Here is a 16,993-nt window from a genome sequence, read left to right as displayed (position 1 = left end):
CGGTTCGGAAAACCTTCCGAAAGAATTTTTTTCAAATCCAGCTACGAAGGCCTAAGTCTTCACAGTATATTTGAAAAAGAACTCTAAGGGAAAGTGGTTGCGGGGGCCGGATTTGAACCGACGACCTTCGGGTTATGAGCCCGACGAGCTACCAGGCTGCTCCACCCCGCGCCTGAAACGTGGCAAATTTTACTCGTTTTGGGTAAAAAATGCAAATACTGCTGGGATTTGGTACCGAGGACGGGACGTAAAATCTGCGCACAGTATATTGATTCACTATGCGGTATGTCAACCTTGTTACGACTATGCAAATCAATGAATGCTGCCCAGCGAATATTCGACCAGATAAATGTGTCACCCGCGCCGTTATTTAACGAAATTATCACTAAACTCTTCCTGTCATCCAGAAAAGATGATTAAATGAAAACTCACTTATTTTGCATAAAAATGCAATTAGTATAATAAGCCGACCTCTTCACCAGTCTATCAAGCAGGGTTTTATTTTATGACGACGATTCTCAAGCATCTCCCGGTAGGTCAACGTATTGGTATCGCTTTTTCCGGCGGCCTGGACACCAGTGCAGCACTGCTGTGGATGCGACAAAAAGGGGCTGTCCCATATGCATATACTGCGAATTTGGGCCAGCCGGATGAGGATGACTATGACGCCATTCCTCGCCGTGCAATGGAATATGGTGCTGAGAATGCTCGCCTGGTAGATTGCCGTAAGCAGCTGGTTGCCGAAGGGATTGCTGCGATTCAGTGCGGTGCATTCCACAACACCACCGGCGGACTGACCTATTTCAATACCACTCCGCTGGGCCGTGCTGTCACCGGCACCATGCTGGTTGCGGCCATGAAAGAAGATGGCGTAAATATCTGGGGTGACGGTAGCACCTATAAAGGTAACGATATTGAACGTTTCTATCGTTACGGTCTGCTGACCAACGCCGAACTGCAGATTTACAAACCATGGCTGGATACCGATTTTATCGATGAACTCGGCGGTCGCCATGAGATGTCCGAATTTATGATTGCCTGTGGTTTCGACTACAAGATGTCCGTTGAGAAAGCGTACTCAACGGACTCCAATATGCTCGGGGCGACCCACGAAGCAAAAGACCTCGAGTTTCTGAACTCCAGCGTCAAAATCGTCAACCCGATTATGGGCGTGAAATTCTGGGATGAGAGCGTGAAGATCCCGGCAGAAGAAGTCACCGTGCGTTTTGAGCAGGGTCATCCGGTTGCGCTGAACGGTACAACCTTCAGCGACGACGTTGAGATGATGCTGGAAGCCAACCGCATCGGCGGTCGTCACGGTCTGGGTATGAGCGATCAGATTGAAAACCGTATCATTGAAGCGAAAAGCCGGGGCATCTACGAAGCTCCGGGGATGGCATTGCTGCACATCGCCTATGAGCGTTTGCTGACCGGGATTCACAACGAAGACACCATCGAGCAGTATCACGCGCACGGTCGCCAGCTTGGTCGTCTGTTGTATCAGGGCCGCTGGTTTGACTCTCAGGCGCTGATGCTGCGTGACGGTCTGCAGCGTTGGGTTGCCAGCCAGATTACGGGTGAAGTGACGCTGGAACTGCGTCGCGGTAATGATTACTCCATCCTCAACACCGTGTCTGACAATCTGACTTACAAACCAGAACGTCTGACGATGGAAAAAGGCGACTCGGTATTCTCTCCGGATGATCGTATCGGTCAGTTGACCATGCGTAATCTGGATATCACTGATACCCGCGAGAAGCTGTTCGGTTATGCGCAGTCTGGTCTGCTGACCGCCTCTTCCACAACCGGCCTGCCGCAGGTTGAAAATCTGGAAAACAAGGCGAAGTAAATATTCATCATCTTCAGGCCGCGAAAGCGGCCTTTTTTATGCGCAGAAAATAGGGATGTTCTGTTACCCTGAGGCCTGATAAGCTAGGCATCATCAGGTATTGTAATAGTGGGACGGCGTCCTAAATGTCTTATCCGACCTACAGAACTACCACAAATGACAGACGAAAAAAAAGACGCTTTGCAGCGTCTTTTTTTTGGAATTTGGTACCGAGGATGGGACTCGAACCCACAAGCCCGTTAGGGCACTACCACCTCAAGGTAGCGTGTCTACCAATTCCACCACCTCGGTACAGAATACTTAGCGTGGGATATCGCTGGTCGGCTGAGCCGGAGCAGCTGGCTGAGTTTGCTCGGTTTTCGCCGGTGCACTCAGATTTTCCCACTCACTTCCTTTATTGGTCTTATTGCTGTTCATGTTACCCAGCACCAGACTGATGATGAAGAACAAGGTTCCCAATACAGCTGTCATGCGGGTCATGAAGTTACCAGAACCACTTGAACCAAACAGAGTACCAGAAGCGCCTGCGCCAAAAGAGGCTCCCATATCAGCGCCTTTGCCTTGCTGCAGCATGATCAAGCCTACCAGGCCAATTGCCACAATAAGGAAAACTACTAAAAGAGCTTCGTGCATAATCAACCTGTTCCTTGCGGATTTGCCGCGTACAATGCTTCGACCATTAAAGCGGGAATGTTTACTGTTTCCCACTGAAGCGGGTGTGAATACTAACCAAAGCGAATAACCTTCGCAAGGGCAATTTGTTGGCATTGTATCAACTGCGGAAAAAATCGCCATATCAATCAAAAACGCAGCAACTTCTCCCAGCATCTCTGCATGACGGCGCGTTGATCGTCAAGATTCGCCCATACCACAACGGGGATTTCACAAATCAGGTCAGCGTTTTCTGGCCAGCAGTGAATAATTTGCTGGTTCACCAACTCTTCCGCCACCATCGATTCGGGTAACCATGCCATTCCCATATGCCGCAGCACCATTTCTCGTATCGTTTCGCTTAAACCACTCTCAAACACCTTTTTCAGACGTGGGCGGACACGTTGCTCAGCTGGCTCAATAATGCGTCTGACAAAGGTGTAGTCGCTATAGCATAGCCATGGGATCGGCGCATGCGGATCGTTAAGCGCATTAGCCAACTGCGCAGAAATAACCGGTATAAATCGCTCATACCGCCATAGTGAACGTTTTAACCCTCCGGCAATCTCCAGCCCCGGCTGCGAAGATGGTAAATCGTAGGTCACCAGCAGATCGATTTGCCGATCTATCAAGGCGTTAAAGTGGTTGTCTATCCCCTGAATACTGGCATTAACCGTAAAATTTAACTGCGGTTCACTCTGCCGCAGATAGTTGATCATATCCGGCAGGATATTCACCGACAGGGTATGCAGGCTAACCATCACCAGCGTATTGTCCGTTGCTGGCGTCATCGCCGATAGCTCGTGGCGCGCCTCTGTTAGTGTACTGAGGACGTGCCGGGCATAGGGTTCAAAGCGTTCACCATAGCGTGTCAGCGTAACGGGGGTCGTGGTCCGGTCAAACAACGGCACCCCTAACACCTCTTCCAGCGCCTTTATACGCCGACTGAGTGCGGGTTGAGTAATATGCCGCTGCGCCGCGGCCTGAGAGTAGTTTCCATGCTGACTCAATGCCAGAAAATCTTCCAGCCACTTACAATCCACGTTGAACTCTCCACCATGCCATAACCGCATCCTCCAATACCAAATCGGTAATAGTCATAGTTATAGTAATGGCTTTATGGTGGGCATCATAACAACAATATTCCTTTTCACCTGCCGACTCTCACCCACGACGTTTGACAGGACCGATATGTTTACTTTATTGACCAATGCCCGTGTTTTTTCTCCCGAGGATTTAGGCCTCTGCTCCCTGCTCATTCATGCCGACCGAATTGTGGCGGTAGAAAAAGATATTTCCCTGTTTGATGGCGTCGACGAGGTCATCGATTGTCATGGCAAATGGGTTATCCCAGGCATAATCGATCAACATGTCCATCTTACCGGTGGCGGTGGCGAGGCTGGATTTGCCAGCCGAACGCCAGCCGTCAAGCTACGCGATCTGATTCAGGCAGGTATTACCACGGTTGTCGGCGTGTTAGGTACCGATGCCATTTCTCGTTCGCCCAAAGACCTCTACGCCAAAATGCAGTCTCTCAACCTTGAGGGATTACGCGCATTTATGCATACGGGAGCCTACGCGGTACCCAGCCCAACCATTACGCGATCCATCCGCGATGACATGACCTTTATTCCAGCGATACTTGGCGTCAAAATCGCCCTCGCCGATCACCGTGGTTCTTACCCCTCTTTCCAGGAATTGCTGAGAATAGTAAGCGATATCCGCGTGGCTTCCCTGCTGGCAGGCAAAAAAGGGTTACTGCATGTACATCTGGGGAATCTGCCGGAAGGGATGTCACAGCTTATTGAGCTGTGTGATGAAGGCATTCCGATTCACCACATTTCACCGACCCATGTTGCGAGAACAGCGCCCTTGTTCGAACAGGCGATTGCGTTCGCTCATCGTGGCGGCCATATCGACGTTACGTCTGGCGGTAGTCGCTTTATGCCTCAGGAGCAGGCAATCCTCCACGCTCTGGAAGCCCAGGTTCCAGCCGATCGCATCACGATCAGCTCTGATGGTAATGGCAGCGTTCCGCGCTTTAACGCCCAGGGTATTGTGGAAGGCTTAAGCGCGGCACCGGTCGCAGGTAACCTTAATCTTCTTCCTCGCTTGATTGATGTAGGGATCCCGGTGCCACAAGCGATCGCGATGTTGACGGCAAACGTTGCGCGCTCGTTGGGTATTTCCGGCGGCGTGCTCTGCGCCGGGGAACGTGCCGATATCTGTGTACTCAATGATGACCTCTCGCTGGCCCATCTGTTCGCTGCGGGTAAGCCGTTGCTGCGGGATGGCGAGTGCCTGGTTACTGGCAACTTCGAGTGAGGGGGCAAGAATGTCATTATTACTGGCGCTAATTGCCATCATTTTTGCCGGACGTCTGATCCTCAAAAAATATCACCCCCAGTCAGTGTTGCTGTTGACCGGGATTGTGCTGCTGCTTATCGCGCATTTTAGCGGGATGACCACGCTCAGTGACCTGGTGAAAAAAAGCACCGGATTCGGCCCCTTTGATGCCTTCGAGTTTATTCGCGATACCCTGAGCGTGCGCCTCGGCGGCCTTGGGCTGCAAATTATGCTGATTGGTGGTTTCGCTACATATATGTCGGCCATTGGCGCAAGCCAGGTGCTGGTTCGGGTGACATCTCGCCCTTTGCAACGCCTGAACTCACCGTATCTGCTGTTGGGGCTGGCGCTGTTGCTGGGTCAATTCCTGTCGCTGTTTATCAGCAGCGCCACCGGGCTGGGTCTGCTGTTGATGGCGACGCTCTACCCGCTGCTGACCCGTCTTGGCTGTAGCCGCGCTGCCGTTGCCGCCGTTATCGCCAGTACCTGTGCGGTTGAATTTGGTCCAGGTTCCGGCAACTCGGTTCTCGCCGCCAAAACCGCAGGCATCGAGGTGGTGAACTATTTCGTGCAGGATCAGTTGCCGATCGTCGTCCCCGTTATTCTGTTCATCGCCCTGTTACATATTGTTGTGCAACGCTTTTTCGACCATCGGGAAAGCAGTGACGGTGTGGCTCAGCAGATGCAGACATTAACGTCGACCGATGAAACTGAAGCACCGATCGCCTGGCTTTTTCTGCCCATGCTACCTCTGGTGTTGATGCTGGTGTGCAGTGATTTAGTATTCAGTTCGCTCAAAATTACGCTGGATACCGCCGTACTGATAAGCCTCGCCATTACCCTGGTTTGTGAGTATTGCCGTCATCGTAAGGCGCGCGAGGTGATGGCAGGCGTACAAAAAGTCTTCGACAGCATGGGCAGCGTTTTTGCCACCGTCGTCACGCTGATTATCGCCGGTGAAGTCTTTTCAGCCGGACTGAAAGCTATTGGCGCCGTCGATGCGCTGCTGTCGCTTTCCGGTGAATTTGGCCTCAGCGCCGCCTCTATTATCCTGCTGATGACCCTTATCACCTTTGCAATTTCAGCGCTAATGGGCTCCGGAAATGCGGCGTTTTTCTCCTTCGCCCCAATGGTACCGGACATCAGCCGTCATATCGGTAGCGACATCGCAGTCATGATGTTGCCTATCCAGATATCGGCGGGTATTGGTCGTACGTTATCCCCCATTGCCGGCGTCATCATTGCTATCGCGGGAATTGCAGGCGTCTCACCTGTGGACATTGTTAAGCGCACCGCGATTCCGATGCTGGGCGGTTGGTTACTGATGATTGCGCTGACCTTTGCCCGGTCAGGGCATTTGCTGGCGGTTCTGCCGTGGCTGGCAGTCCTTGTAATATTAATGATCGGTGGTTACTTCTGGCAGCGCCGACATAAACAGTCGCTTCCCGTACAGTAAAAAAAAACCGGAGTCCCAGACTCCGGTTTTCACTGTCTTTAGTGATTACACCGCTTTGACGGCATCGGCAATACGGTGAGCGAATTCAGTCACCTGCGCTTCATCTTCACCTTCAACCATCACGCGAATTAACGGTTCAGTACCTGACTTACGCAGCAGAACACGTCCGCGATTGCCCAGTGCAGCTTCAACTTCAGCCATCACCGCTTTCACGTTTTCATGTTCCAGCGGATCGCCGCTACCTGCGGTGTAACGTACGTTAACCAGCAGTTGCGGGAACATTTTCATGCCGCTGCACAGGTCGTGCAAACTCATATGGTTACGCACCATCGCCGCCAGTACCTGCAGACCTGCAACGATACCGTCACCGGTGGTGGTTTTGTCCAGCAGGATCACATGGCCTGAGTTTTCAGCACCGATACGCCAGCCTTTTTCCTGCATTTTTTCCAGTACGTAGCGGTCGCCGACTTTCGCACGGGCAAACGGAATACCCAGCTGTTTCAGCGCCAGCTCGAGGCCCATATTGCTCATCAGCGTACCTACCGCACCACCGCGCAGTTGCCCCTGACGCAGGGCTTCACGGCCAATGATGTACATGATCTGATCGCCATCGACCTTATTGCCTTCGTGGTCAACCATAATGACACGGTCGCCGTCACCATCCAGCGCAATACCCAGATCGGCTTTTTCCGCCATCACGCGCGCCTGCAGGGCACGAACGTCGGTAGCGCCGACTTCTTCATTGATATTCACACCGTTTGGCTCACAGCCAATAGCAATCACGTTTGCGCCCAGCTCACGCAGTACATTTGGCGCAATGTGGTACGTCGCACCATTAGCGCAATCCACCACAATTTTAAGCTCACTCAGACTCAATTCATTCGGGAAGGTGCCTTTGCAAAACTCGATATAACGACCGGCAGCATCAACGATGCGGGTAGCTTTACCCAGTTCAGCCGAGTCCACGCAGGTGATCGCTTTTTCCATTTCGGCTTCGATAGCTTCTTCAACCGCATCCGGCAGTTTGGTCCCATCGATGGAGAAGAATTTAATTCCGTTGTCATAGTACGGGTTGTGCGAAGCGGAGATAACAATCCCAGCTTCAGCACGGAAGGCACGCGTCAGATATGCAACAGCAGGTGTTGGCATTGGGCCTGTGAAAGAAGCCGACAGTCCGGCGGCAGCCAGACCCGCTTCCAGTGCGGACTCCAGCATATAGCCGGAAATACGCGTATCTTTGCCGATAATAATTTTACGTGAACCATGACGTGCCAGCACTTTTCCTGCAGCCCAACCCAGTTTGAGTACAAAGTCAGGGGTAATTGGGGCGTCGCCTACGCGACCACGGATCCCATCGGTGCCAAAATATTTACGATTACTCATAGCGTTTATTTTCCTTTGCAGACAATGTGGCTTCCACCACACGCATCGCTTCTACGGTTTCTTTGACGTCATGGACACGAATGATATGCGCCCCTTGCATTGCGGCAATGACCGCACACGCAAGGCTACCGCTCAGGCGTTCGGATGGCCCCACATTCAGCAACTGGCCAACCATTGATTTTCGTGACATCCCAACCAGCAATGGCAGATTAAAATGATGAAACTCAGCCAAACGTGCCAGTAATGTGTAGTTGTGAGTGAGATTTTTACCGAATCCGAACCCGGGGTCGAGCAACAATTTATCTTTTGTGATTCCAGCCCGCTCGCAGCGTGCTATTTGTTCAACAAAGTAACGATTTACATCAGCAAAAACATCCTCGTACTTTGGTGCTTCCTGCATGGTTTTCGGCTGACCCTGCATATGCATCAGACAAACCGGTAATCCGGTTTCTGCTGCGGCTTCCAGCGCCCCAGGCTCCGAGAGTGAGCGAATGTCATTAATGATATGTGCGCCGACTCTGGCGCACTCGCGAATCACTTCTGCTTTTGAAGTATCGACCGAAATCCACACTTCAAAACGTTGAGCAATCGCCTCCACCACCGGGATCACTCGCTGCAACTCTTCTTCCACGCTCACATCGGCCGCGCCTGGACGCGTGGATTCACCACCCACATCAATGATAGTCGCCCCAGCGTTAATCATCAGGTTTGCGTGTTTTACCGCCTCAACCAGAGAGTTGTGCGCACCACCATCGGAAAAGGAATCTGGCGTGACGTTCAATATCCCCATGACGTGTGGATGGCTGAGATCCAGTGAAGACCCCTGAGCAAAGAGTTTCATAGTTTTATCCCTGATAACATCTTGAATATACAAATAAGAAAAACCCCGGGGCAAGCCCCAGGGTTTTAAATTAGAACACGGTCATCATCAACGATAACTTATTTGTCGCCCAGTTGCTCTGACATGGTGCCAGAGTCCGGCGCACGCGGTTCATCAACCGGACGCGGCGCACTCGGCTTGCCGGTGCTGCCAGAGTTGTTGTTAGAAGAACCCGGTTCTTCCCAACCCGCTGGCGGACGTACCTCGCGGCGAGCCATCAGATCATCAATCTGCGGCGCATCGATGGTCTCATATTTCATGAGCGCATCTTTCATCGAGTGCAGAATGTCCATGTTTTCGTTCAGCAGACGACGCGCACGGTCATAGTTACGCTCAATCAGCAGTTTAACTTCCTGATCGATAATACGAGCCGTTTCATCGGACATATGTTTAGCTTTCGCCACAGAACGTCCCAGGAACACTTCGCCTTCTTCTTCAGCGTACAGCAACGGACCGAGTTTCTCGGAGAAGCCCCACTGAGTAACCATGTTACGCGCCAGGTTAGTCGCGACTTTAATGTCGTTCGACGCACCGGTAGAAACATGTTCAACACCGTAGATGATCTCTTCGGCCAGACGACCGCCGTACAGCGTGGAGATCTGACTTTCCAGTTTCTGGCGGCTGGCGCTGATTGCGTCGCCTTCAGGCAGGAAGAAAGTCACACCCAGCGCACGACCGCGCGGGATAATCGTCACTTTGTGCACCGGATCGTGTTCCGGTACCAGGCGACCGATAATCGCGTGGCCTGCTTCGTGATACGCGGTAGATTCTTTCTGCGCTTCCGTCATCACCATGGAGCGACGTTCCGCACCCATCATGATTTTGTCTTTCGCTTTCTCGAATTCAACCATCGATACAACACGCTTGTTGCCACGAGCAGCAAACAGCGCCGCTTCGTTGACCAGGTTCGCGAGATCTGCACCGGAGAAGCCAGGCGTACCACGTGCAATGATTGCCGCATCGATATCCGGAGACAGCGGTACGCGACGCATATGCACTTTCAGGATCTGTTCACGACCGCGGACATCCGGCAGACCAACCACAACCTGACGGTCGAAACGGCCTGGACGCAGCAGCGCAGGGTCAAGAACGTCCGGACGGTTAGTTGCCGCGATAACGATAATGCCTTCGTTACCTTCGAAGCCGTCCATCTCAACCAGCATCTGGTTCAGTGTCTGCTCACGTTCATCGTGACCACCGCCCAGACCTGCACCACGCTGGCGGCCTACGGCGTCGATTTCATCGATGAAGATGATGCACGGTGCCGCTTTCTTGGCTTGTTCGAACATGTCACGCACACGAGATGCACCGACACCCACGAACATTTCCACGAAATCAGAACCGGAAATGGTGAAGAAAGGAACCTTCGCTTCACCTGCGATAGCTTTCGCCAGCAGGGTTTTACCCGTACCCGGAGGACCGACCATCAGGACGCCTTTCGGGATTTTACCGCCCAGCTTCTGGAAACGGCTCGGTTCGCGCAGATACTCAACCAGCTCAGCAACTTCTTCTTTTGCTTCGTCGCAACCAGCAACGTCTGCAAAAGTCGTTTTGATCTGATCTTCCGTCAGCATGCGCGCTTTGCTCTTACCGAACGACATGGCACCTTTGCCACCACCGCCCTGCATTTGACGCATGAAGAAGATCCAGACACCAATCAGCAGCAGCATTGGGAACCAGGAAATGAAGATAGAAGCCAGCAGGCTCGGCTCTTCAGGCGGTTCACCAACAACCTTGACGTTTTTGGTCAGCAGGTTATCAAGCAGCTTCGGATCGTTAACCGGAATGTAGGTCGTGTAACGGTTACTATCTTTCTTGGTAACGTTAATCTCACGTCCGTTGATCTTCGCTTCACGAACCTGGTCCTGATTGACCTCTTGCAGGAAGGTAGAGTAATCAACCTTACGGCCATTAGACTCGCTGGGCCCAAAGCTCTGGAATACTGACATCAGCACAACGGCAATGACCAGCCAGAGAATTAGGTTTTTCGCCATGTCACTCAAGGGATTAACCTCATATTACAACTGTGTTAAAAACAGCGTCAGGATACTCTATATCCAGTTTCTTTCAAACTTTCGTTTGAAATCTACCGGTTATGGTTTACGCCCGGTCGCTACAATATACACTTCACGCGAACGGGCGCGAGAAGAGTCCGGCTTACGAACTTTGACCTTCGTAAACAGGGAGCGAATCTCTCTTAGATACTCATCGAAGCCTTCGCCCTGGAACACCTTCACTACAAAACTACCACCTGGCGCTAATACATCACGAGCCATTCCAAGCGCCAGCTCTACCAGATACATGGCCCGGGGAATATCCACCGCCGGTGTTCCACACATATTTGGCGCCATATCAGACATGACAACTTGTACTTTACTGTCACCTACGCGTTCAAGTAACGCTTTCAGGACTAATTCATCACGAAAGTCGCCCTGAAGGAAGTCCACACCAACGATTGGATCCATAGGTAAAAGATCGCAAGCGATAATGCGGCCAGTGTTGCCGATCTGCGTAACCGCATATTGCGACCAGCCACCGGGTGCAGCACCGAGATCAACAATCGTCATCCCCGGTTTAAAAATTTTGTCACTTTGCTGTATTTCATCAAGTTTAAACCAGGCACGGGAACGTAACCCCTTTTTCTGCGCCTGCTGAACATATTTATCGCTAAAGTGTTCCTGAAGCCAGCGACTCGAGCTGGCAGAACGCTTTTTACCTGTCATTTCACATTCCCAAAGGGCAGTTCATCGTAACCAATGGTGTAAATTTCTACACAGCTATTTGGTGATATATGGGAGATGGCGGTAGAATGACCCGTTTTCAATCCCAACGTAAGCAAAAATATACGATGAATCTGAGTACTAAACAAAAACAGCACCTGAAAGGTCTGGCACATCCGCTCAAGCCTGTAGTTATGCTTGGCAACAATGGTTTGACCGAAGGGGTACTGGCCGAGATTGAACAAGCGTTAGAGCACCATGAACTTATCAAGGTGAAAATCGCCTCGGAAGATCGCGATACTAAAACCTTGATCGTGGAAGCTATCGTACGCGAAACCGGCGCCTGCAATGTACAGGTCATCGGTAAAACGCTGGTACTGTATCGCCCGACTAAAGAACGTAAAATCTCGCTGCCACGCTAAGAATATCCCAAAGTTGCACACGAAGTTTGTGTAAAACGCGGGATTTTCCGCTAGCAGGAGAGCAAAATGCCACGCTCTCTTCGTTGATAAAAGGCCGCTAAGCGGCCTTTTTCCTTTCTTTACAATGTATCAACATCTTAACCAAGATGCGAATTACAGGTATTCTACCTTCGTTACTTCATATTCAACTTCACCGCCCGGCGTTTTAATAACCACCACGTCATCCTGCTCTTTACCGATTAGGCCACGAGCAATAGGCGAGTTCACCGAAATCAGGTTCTGTTTAAAATCGGCTTCATCATCGCCGACAATACGCCAGGTCTGCTCTTCGTCGTTATCGAGATTCAGCACGGTAACCGTCGCGCCGAAAACTACGCGACCATTGTTCGGCATTTTTGTGACGTCGATAACCTGCGCGTTGGACAGTTTAGCTTCGATATCTTTAATGCGCCCTTCGCAGAAACCCTGCTGTTCGCGCGCCGCGTGATACTCTGCATTTTCTTTCAGGTCGCCATGCTCGCGCGCATCTGCGATAGCGGCAATGATTTCAGGACGGCGCACCGATTTCAGAAAATCCAGTTCTTCGCGCAGTTTTTCAGCACCACGTAAGGTCATTGGGATAGCTTGCATTTGTTATACCTCTTGAACATTCCTGTAGGGGGCGGCTGCTCTCACCCCGGCTGCTAAGCCCACTCTGGCATACGCCATGCCAGAGTCAGAAGCAAAAAAATACCGACCCGGGGCTCAGGGTCCCAGGTCAGCTACAATTCTCTATTTGATGATCATTTTACCCTGGAGTTCCCTATGGGTCATCGTTTACTTTTTGGGGCGTTGCGCCGTAGTATGACGGCCTGTTTCCAGGTTGTTAGCGCGAGATTATGCGATTTTCCAGATTTACCATTGGATTGACTGCCAGTATAGCGTTCAGCGTTCAGGCTGCGAACGTCGACGAGTATATCAATCAGCTCCCTGCCGGGGCCAACCTCGCCCTTATGGTACAGAAGGTTGGCGCACCTGCTCCTGCTATTGATTACCATAGCCAGCAGATGGCGCTGCCGGCCAGTACACAGAAAGTGATCACCGCGCTGGCGGCATTGATTCAGCTCGGGCCTGACTTTCGTTTTACCACCACGCTTGAGACTAAAGGCAACGTGGAAGGCGGCGTTTTGAAAGGTGACTTAGTGGCGCGATTTGGTGCCGATCCGACGCTAAAACGTCAGGATATTCGCAATATGGTGGCAACCCTGAAAAAATCAGGCGTGACGCAAATTGCTGGAAATGTCATGATCGACACCTCCATTTTCGCCAGCCATGATAAAGCGCCTGGTTGGCCCTGGAACGACATGACGCAGTGTTTTAGCGCACCGCCCGCGGCAGCCATTGTCGATCGTAACTGTTTCTCGGTTTCACTCTATAGCGCGCAAAAACCTAACGATCTCGCCTTTATCCGCGTGGCATCTTACTACCCGGTCACCATGTTCAGTCAGGTGCGTACTCTCGCTCGTGGCTCTGCCGAAGCGCAATATTGTGAACTGGACGTGGTTCCAGGCGATCTCAACCGCTTTACGTTGACCGGATGCCTGCCCCAACGAGCCGATCCGCTGCCGCTGGCATTCGCTATTCAGGACGGCGCCAGCTATGCCGGGGCGATTATCAAAGATGAGCTAAAACAAGCCGGTATCACTTACAGCGGGACTCTGCTGCGCCAGACGCTGGTCAACGAGCCGGGGACCGTGGTAGCCAGTAAGCAGTCGGCGCCGCTGCACGACCTGCTTAAGATTATGCTGAAAAAATCGGACAACATGATTGCCGATACCGTTTTCCGTATGATTGGCCATGCACGATTTAACGTGCCAGGTACCTGGCGAGCGGGTTCTGATGCCGTACGCCAGATTCTGCGTCAGCAAGCGGGTATTGATATCGGCAACACCATTATTGCCGACGGTTCTGGTCTCTCGCGCCATAACCTGATTGCCCCGGCGACCATGATGCAAGTGCTGCAATATATCGCTCAGCACGATAACGAGCTGAACTTTATCACCATGCTGCCGCTGGCAGGCCATGACGGCTCTTTGCAATACCGTGCGGGTCTGCATCAGGCTGGCGTAGATGGCAAAGTATCGGCGAAGACAGGCTCACTGCAGGGGGTCTATAACCTGGCAGGCTTCATCACCACGGCAAGCGGTCAGCGCATGGCATTTGTGCAGTATCTGTCTGGTTATGCGGTAGAGCCAGCCGATCAGCGTAATCGCCGTATTCCACTGGTCCGCTTCGAGAGCCGGTTATACAAGGATATTTATCAGAATAACTGAGTATGTTTGCCGGATGGCAGCGCTAACGCACCTAAACCGGCCTTCTGAAACCTGGAAACAAAACCCCGGCAACATGGCCGGGGTTTTTAATGTGATTAACGCTTGTAGATGAACTCAACGCCTTCTTCGTCGTCTTCGTCCCAATCGTCATCCCAGTCATCTTCTGCTTCGTCTTCGACTTCAGCGAGTTGCTGGCGGTGATAATCATCCCACATGAACTCGACTTTCTCTGGCTGTTTCGCTTCTTCAGCCTGAACAATCGGGTTCTCGATGATAAAGGTCATCACATCCCAGCAGAGCTCCTTCACGCCCAACTGGCTGGCGGCGGAGATCAGGTAATATTTACCTTCCCAGCCTAACGCTTCAGCGATCGCTTTCGCTTTCTCTTCCGCTTCAGCCTTGTCCAGCAAATCAATTTTGTTGAACACTAACCAACGCGGTTTAGACGCCAGATCCTGGCTGTATTTCTCAAGCTCGCCAATAATGATACGGGCATTTTCAACCGGATCGGAACCGTCAATCGGATCGATATCAATGAGGTGTAGCAGTACGCGGCAGCGTTCCAGGTGTTTCAGGAAGCGGATACCCAAGCCTGCGCCTTCAGCCGCGCCTTCAATCAGACCCGGAATGTCGGCAACCACGAAGCTCTTTTCGTTGTCCATACGCACCACACCCAGGCTCGGAACCAGAGTGGTGAACGGATAGTCAGCGACTTTCGGCTTCGCCGCGGACACCGCACGGATAAACGTCGATTTACCGGCGTTTGGCATGCCCAGCATCCCCACGTCCGCCAGCAACATCAGCTCCAGCATCAGATCGCGTTTATCGCCCGGTGTACCCATCGTTTTCTGACGCGGAGTACGGTTGACCGAGGATTTGAAACGGGTGTTGCCCAAACCGTGCCAGCCGCCTTTAGCGACCATCAGACGCTGACCGTGTTTGGTCATGTCGCCCATGGTTTCGCCCGTGCCCTGATCGATTACACGCGTACCTACAGGCACTTTAATCGTGACATCTTTACCACGCTTGCCGGTGCAATCACGGCTCGCGCCATTCTGTCCACGTTCCGCGCGGAATGATTTTTCAAAACGGTAATCGATCAGCGTGTTCAGGTTTTCGTCGGCTTCCAGCCAAACGTCACCACCATCACCACCGTCTCCACCGTCCGGACCGCCTTTTGGGATGTACTTTTCGCGGCGGAAGCTGACGCAACCATTACCGCCATCACCTGCAACGACCAGAATCGATGCTTCATCAACAAACTTCATTTTACTCTCCGTAAATCATTCGCCTGAGCGGGGCTGCGAAACCACCGTTTCATGCTTACGTAAACCGCCCCAAATTCGATGACCAATGGCGGAATACATCGCGCCCGCAACCACGATAAACGCACCGAGATAACCTAATAGGTTTAGCATCGGTCTGGCGAAGAAATCGGGCCAGGCCAGTGATAATAAATCTGAAAATAACAACGTAAACAGCGGAGTGAGCGTAATAATGGCGCTCACCTGTGCCGCCTGCCAACGCGCCATCGCTTCCGCGAGAGCACCGTATCCTACCAGCGTATTCAGGCCGCAGAATACAAGGCATGCCAGCTGCCAGTCACTGAGCTGCGTGATGACACCGGGTTTAGCCAACGGCAACAACGCAATCGTACATAAAGTGTACAGTAAAAACAGGATCTGCGGTGATGCCAGACGGCGCAATAACACCTTTTGCGCGACCCCATAGCTCACCCAGACCATCGCCGCACCAACACCAAAGATAACGCCCCAGGTGTAATCGGTGAGACGGGTAAAAATTTCGATCAGACTGGTATTAAAAAACAGAACCAGGCCGCTCAGAAGCATAATGGCGCCAATCACCTGCGTACCGCGCATCTTTTCTTTCAGGATAAAGACGCTGGCAATCATCATACCAACCGGTGACAGCTGACCGATAACCTGCGAAGCCGTTGGGCTCAAATATTGCAAGGATGAACTAAACAGAATGAAGTTACCGAACAACCCACCGGTAGCGATAGCCAACAGGATCAGCCAACGCGCTTTGCGAAAAATACGCAACGGAGGGAGCTTTTTTTTAACCGCAAGAATAGCGCCAAGGCCAATGCTTGCCATTAAAAAACGGTAGAACACCACGGTAGGAGGCTCCATCACCTCCAGCACTTGCTTCATCGCTATTGGCAAAGCGCCCCAACATACTGCCGTTGTGAGTGCTAACAGAATACCAATACCTGCCTGCTGCTTCATGCCGTATTCCCTGCAAGGGCTCGTTTCCGGGTTATCACGGCGCGACGAGCGTATTTACCGGCCGTCGAATGTAAAAAGCCCCGCAACGTGTTGCGGGGCTTTTATCCGTTACCGGGACGCGAAAAACTTATTCAGCAACGATGCTGATGAATTTACGGTTTTTCGGGCCTTTCACTTCAAATTTCACTTTACCGTCTGCTTTAGCAAACAGAGTGTGGTCTTTGCCGCAACCAACGTTGGAGCCAGCGTGGAATTTAGTACCACGTTGACGAACGATGATGCTACCAGCCAGAACTGTTTCACCGCCGAAGCGTTTTACGCCCAGACGTTTAGCTTCTGAATCGCGACCGTTACGAGTCGAGCCGCCAGCCTTTTTATGTGCCATTTAATCTGCTCCCCTTAACTTAAGCGCTGATGCCAGTGATTTTTACATCAGTGAACCACTGACGATGGCCCTGCTGCTTACGGTAGTGTTTACGACGACGAAACTTAACAATTTTAACTTTCTCGCCACGACCGTGAGCAACAACTTCAGCTTTGATAACGCCGCCATCAACGAAAGGAACGCCGATTTTGACTTCTTCACCGTTTGCGATCATCAGAACTTCTGCGAATTCAACAGATTCGCCAGTTGCGATGTCCAGCTTTTCCAGGCGAACGGTCTGACCTTCGCTTACTCGGTGTTGTTTACCACCACTTTGGAAAACCGCGTACATAAAAAACTC

The 16,993-nt window shown here is 51.8% G+C and carries 16 protein-coding genes and 2 tRNA genes; 5 read left to right on the top strand and 13 right to left on the bottom strand.

What is annotated here, in order from left to right; translation table 11 throughout:
* Positions 1–94: 94 nt before the first annotated feature.
* Positions 95–171, bottom strand: a tRNA-Met gene (locus tag HV302_RS02815).
* 334 nt (positions 172–505) lie between these two features.
* Between HV302_RS02815 and argG the strand changes: the two genes are divergently transcribed.
* The gene (gene argG / locus HV302_RS02810; protein WP_131380172.1) at positions 506–1,849 is read left to right on the top strand and encodes an argininosuccinate synthase; all 1,344 of its coding nucleotides are present in this window, start codon (positions 506–508) and stop codon (positions 1,847–1,849) included.
* 204 nt (positions 1,850–2,053) lie between these two features.
* Here the strand turns inward: argG and HV302_RS02805 are convergent.
* From HV302_RS02805 to HV302_RS02795, 3 genes are all read right to left on the bottom strand, one after another.
* Positions 2,054–2,140, bottom strand: a tRNA-Leu gene (locus tag HV302_RS02805).
* Between the two features lie 9 nt (positions 2,141–2,149).
* Positions 2,150–2,482: a preprotein translocase subunit SecG gene (gene secG / locus HV302_RS02800; RefSeq protein WP_003025000.1), complete on the bottom strand. Its 333-nt coding sequence runs from the start codon at positions 2,480–2,482 to the stop codon at positions 2,150–2,152.
* Positions 2,483–2,649: 167 nt separating this feature from the next.
* On the bottom strand, positions 2,650–3,543 hold the full coding sequence (locus HV302_RS02795; protein WP_047358519.1) for a LysR family transcriptional regulator: 894 nt from the start codon (positions 3,541–3,543) through the stop codon (positions 2,650–2,652).
* A gap of 148 nt (positions 3,544–3,691) precedes the next feature.
* Here HV302_RS02795 and iadA point away from each other — a divergent pair, with 148 nt between their 5' ends.
* Both iadA and dcuC read left to right on the top strand, forming a co-directional pair.
* The gene (gene iadA / locus HV302_RS02790; protein WP_181626885.1) at positions 3,692–4,825 is read left to right on the top strand and encodes a beta-aspartyl-peptidase; all 1,134 of its coding nucleotides are present in this window, start codon (positions 3,692–3,694) and stop codon (positions 4,823–4,825) included.
* Between the two features lie 10 nt (positions 4,826–4,835).
* Positions 4,836–6,302 (top strand): C4-dicarboxylate transporter DcuC, encoded by a 1,467-nt coding sequence (gene dcuC / locus HV302_RS02785; RefSeq protein WP_016157568.1) that lies wholly within the window; start codon positions 4,836–4,838, stop codon positions 6,300–6,302.
* A gap of 45 nt (positions 6,303–6,347) precedes the next feature.
* Here dcuC and glmM read toward each other — a convergent pair whose 3' ends face one another.
* The 4 genes from glmM to rlmE all read right to left on the bottom strand — a co-directional run bounded on the left by glmM (position 6,348) and on the right by rlmE (position 11,288).
* Positions 6,348–7,685 carry a phosphoglucosamine mutase gene (gene glmM, locus HV302_RS02780; protein WP_181626884.1) on the bottom strand — a complete coding sequence of 446 codons (1,338 nt, stop codon included), beginning with the start codon at positions 7,683–7,685 and terminating at the stop codon, positions 6,348–6,350.
* Positions 7,678–8,526, bottom strand: coding sequence for a dihydropteroate synthase (folP, locus tag HV302_RS02775; protein ID WP_016154672.1), 849 nt, complete (start codon positions 8,524–8,526; stop codon positions 7,678–7,680). Before folP ends, glmM begins: the two co-directional genes overlap by 8 nt.
* A 98-nt stretch (positions 8,527–8,624) precedes the next feature.
* On the bottom strand, positions 8,625–10,559 hold the full coding sequence (ftsH, locus tag HV302_RS02770; protein WP_019077783.1) for an ATP-dependent zinc metalloprotease FtsH: 1,935 nt from the start codon (positions 10,557–10,559) through the stop codon (positions 8,625–8,627).
* A 99-nt stretch (positions 10,560–10,658) separates the two neighbouring features.
* Positions 10,659–11,288, bottom strand: coding sequence for a 23S rRNA (uridine(2552)-2'-O)-methyltransferase RlmE (gene rlmE, locus HV302_RS02765; RefSeq protein WP_003025015.1), 630 nt, complete (start codon positions 11,286–11,288; stop codon positions 10,659–10,661).
* Between the two features lie 125 nt (positions 11,289–11,413).
* Between rlmE and yhbY the strand changes: the two genes are divergently transcribed.
* Entirely contained in the window at positions 11,414–11,707 is a 294-nt protein-coding gene (gene yhbY / locus HV302_RS02760; protein WP_003025016.1) for a ribosome assembly RNA-binding protein YhbY, read from the top strand.
* Positions 11,708–11,860: 153 nt separating this feature from the next.
* On the opposite strand, the gene greA is transcribed toward yhbY, so the two are convergent.
* A complete protein-coding gene (greA, locus tag HV302_RS02755) occupies positions 11,861–12,337 on the bottom strand; it encodes a transcription elongation factor GreA (RefSeq protein WP_016154674.1) in 477 nt (158 codons plus the stop codon).
* Positions 12,338–12,585: 248 nt separating this feature from the next.
* Between greA and dacB the strand changes: the two genes are divergently transcribed.
* Positions 12,586–14,019 (top strand): serine-type D-Ala-D-Ala carboxypeptidase, encoded by a 1,434-nt coding sequence (gene dacB, locus HV302_RS02750; RefSeq protein ID WP_046276011.1) that lies wholly within the window; start codon positions 12,586–12,588, stop codon positions 14,017–14,019.
* A gap of 95 nt (positions 14,020–14,114) precedes the next feature.
* Here the strand turns inward: dacB and cgtA are convergent, their stop codons facing one another.
* The 4 genes from cgtA to rplU form a co-directional block, all read right to left on the bottom strand.
* Entirely contained in the window at positions 14,115–15,287 is a 1,173-nt protein-coding gene (cgtA, locus tag HV302_RS02745; RefSeq protein WP_181626883.1) for an Obg family GTPase CgtA, read from the bottom strand.
* 15 nt (positions 15,288–15,302) lie between these two features.
* Positions 15,303–16,268 (bottom strand): DMT family transporter, encoded by a 966-nt coding sequence (locus HV302_RS02740; protein WP_016154677.1) that lies wholly within the window; start codon positions 16,266–16,268, stop codon positions 15,303–15,305.
* Positions 16,269–16,395: 127 nt separating this feature from the next.
* Positions 16,396–16,653 carry a 50S ribosomal protein L27 gene (gene rpmA, locus HV302_RS02735; RefSeq protein ID WP_003025030.1) on the bottom strand — a complete coding sequence of 86 codons (258 nt, stop codon included), beginning with the start codon at positions 16,651–16,653 and terminating at the stop codon, positions 16,396–16,398.
* A 19-nt stretch (positions 16,654–16,672) separates the two neighbouring features.
* Entirely contained in the window at positions 16,673–16,984 is a 312-nt protein-coding gene (rplU, locus tag HV302_RS02730; protein ID WP_003025032.1) for a 50S ribosomal protein L21, read from the bottom strand.
* Positions 16,985–16,993 lie beyond the last annotated feature (9 nt).

This window comes from Citrobacter sp. RHBSTW-00859 (assembly GCF_013729795.1).
GTDB lineage: Bacteria > Pseudomonadota > Gammaproteobacteria > Enterobacterales > Enterobacteriaceae > Citrobacter > Citrobacter braakii.
This window is presented reverse-complemented; position numbering and strand designations above follow the sequence as displayed.

Bases quoted from the DNA above. Each gene is read 5' to 3' on its own strand.
- argG (WP_131380172.1), top strand. From the start codon at position 506: ATGACGACGATTCTCAAGCATCTCCCGGTAGGTCAACGTATTGGTATC.
- secG (WP_003025000.1), bottom strand. From the start codon at position 2,482: ATGCACGAAGCTCTTTTAGTAGTTTTCCTTATTGTGGCAATTGGCCTG.
- iadA (WP_181626885.1), top strand. From the start codon at position 3,692: ATGTTTACTTTATTGACCAATGCCCGTGTTTTTTCTCCCGAGGATTTA.
- dcuC (WP_016157568.1), top strand. From the start codon at position 4,836: ATGTCATTATTACTGGCGCTAATTGCCATCATTTTTGCCGGACGTCTG.
- glmM (WP_181626884.1), bottom strand. From the start codon at position 7,685: ATGAGTAATCGTAAATATTTTGGCACCGATGGGATCCGTGGTCGCGTA.
- folP (WP_016154672.1), bottom strand. From the start codon at position 8,526: ATGAAACTCTTTGCTCAGGGGTCTTCACTGGATCTCAGCCATCCACAC.
- ftsH (WP_019077783.1), bottom strand. From the start codon at position 10,559: ATGGCGAAAAACCTAATTCTCTGGCTGGTCATTGCCGTTGTGCTGATG.
- rlmE (WP_003025015.1), bottom strand. From the start codon at position 11,288: ATGACAGGTAAAAAGCGTTCTGCCAGCTCGAGTCGCTGGCTTCAGGAA.
- yhbY (WP_003025016.1), top strand. From the start codon at position 11,414: ATGAATCTGAGTACTAAACAAAAACAGCACCTGAAAGGTCTGGCACAT.
- greA (WP_016154674.1), bottom strand. From the start codon at position 12,337: ATGCAAGCTATCCCAATGACCTTACGTGGTGCTGAAAAACTGCGCGAA.
- dacB (WP_046276011.1), top strand. From the start codon at position 12,586: ATGCGATTTTCCAGATTTACCATTGGATTGACTGCCAGTATAGCGTTC.
- cgtA (WP_181626883.1), bottom strand. From the start codon at position 15,287: ATGAAGTTTGTTGATGAAGCATCGATTCTGGTCGTTGCAGGTGATGGC.
- HV302_RS02740 (WP_016154677.1), bottom strand. From the start codon at position 16,268: ATGAAGCAGCAGGCAGGTATTGGTATTCTGTTAGCACTCACAACGGCA.
- rpmA (WP_003025030.1), bottom strand. From the start codon at position 16,653: ATGGCACATAAAAAGGCTGGCGGCTCGACTCGTAACGGTCGCGATTCA.
- rplU (WP_003025032.1), bottom strand. From the start codon at position 16,984: ATGTACGCGGTTTTCCAAAGTGGTGGTAAACAACACCGAGTAAGCGAA.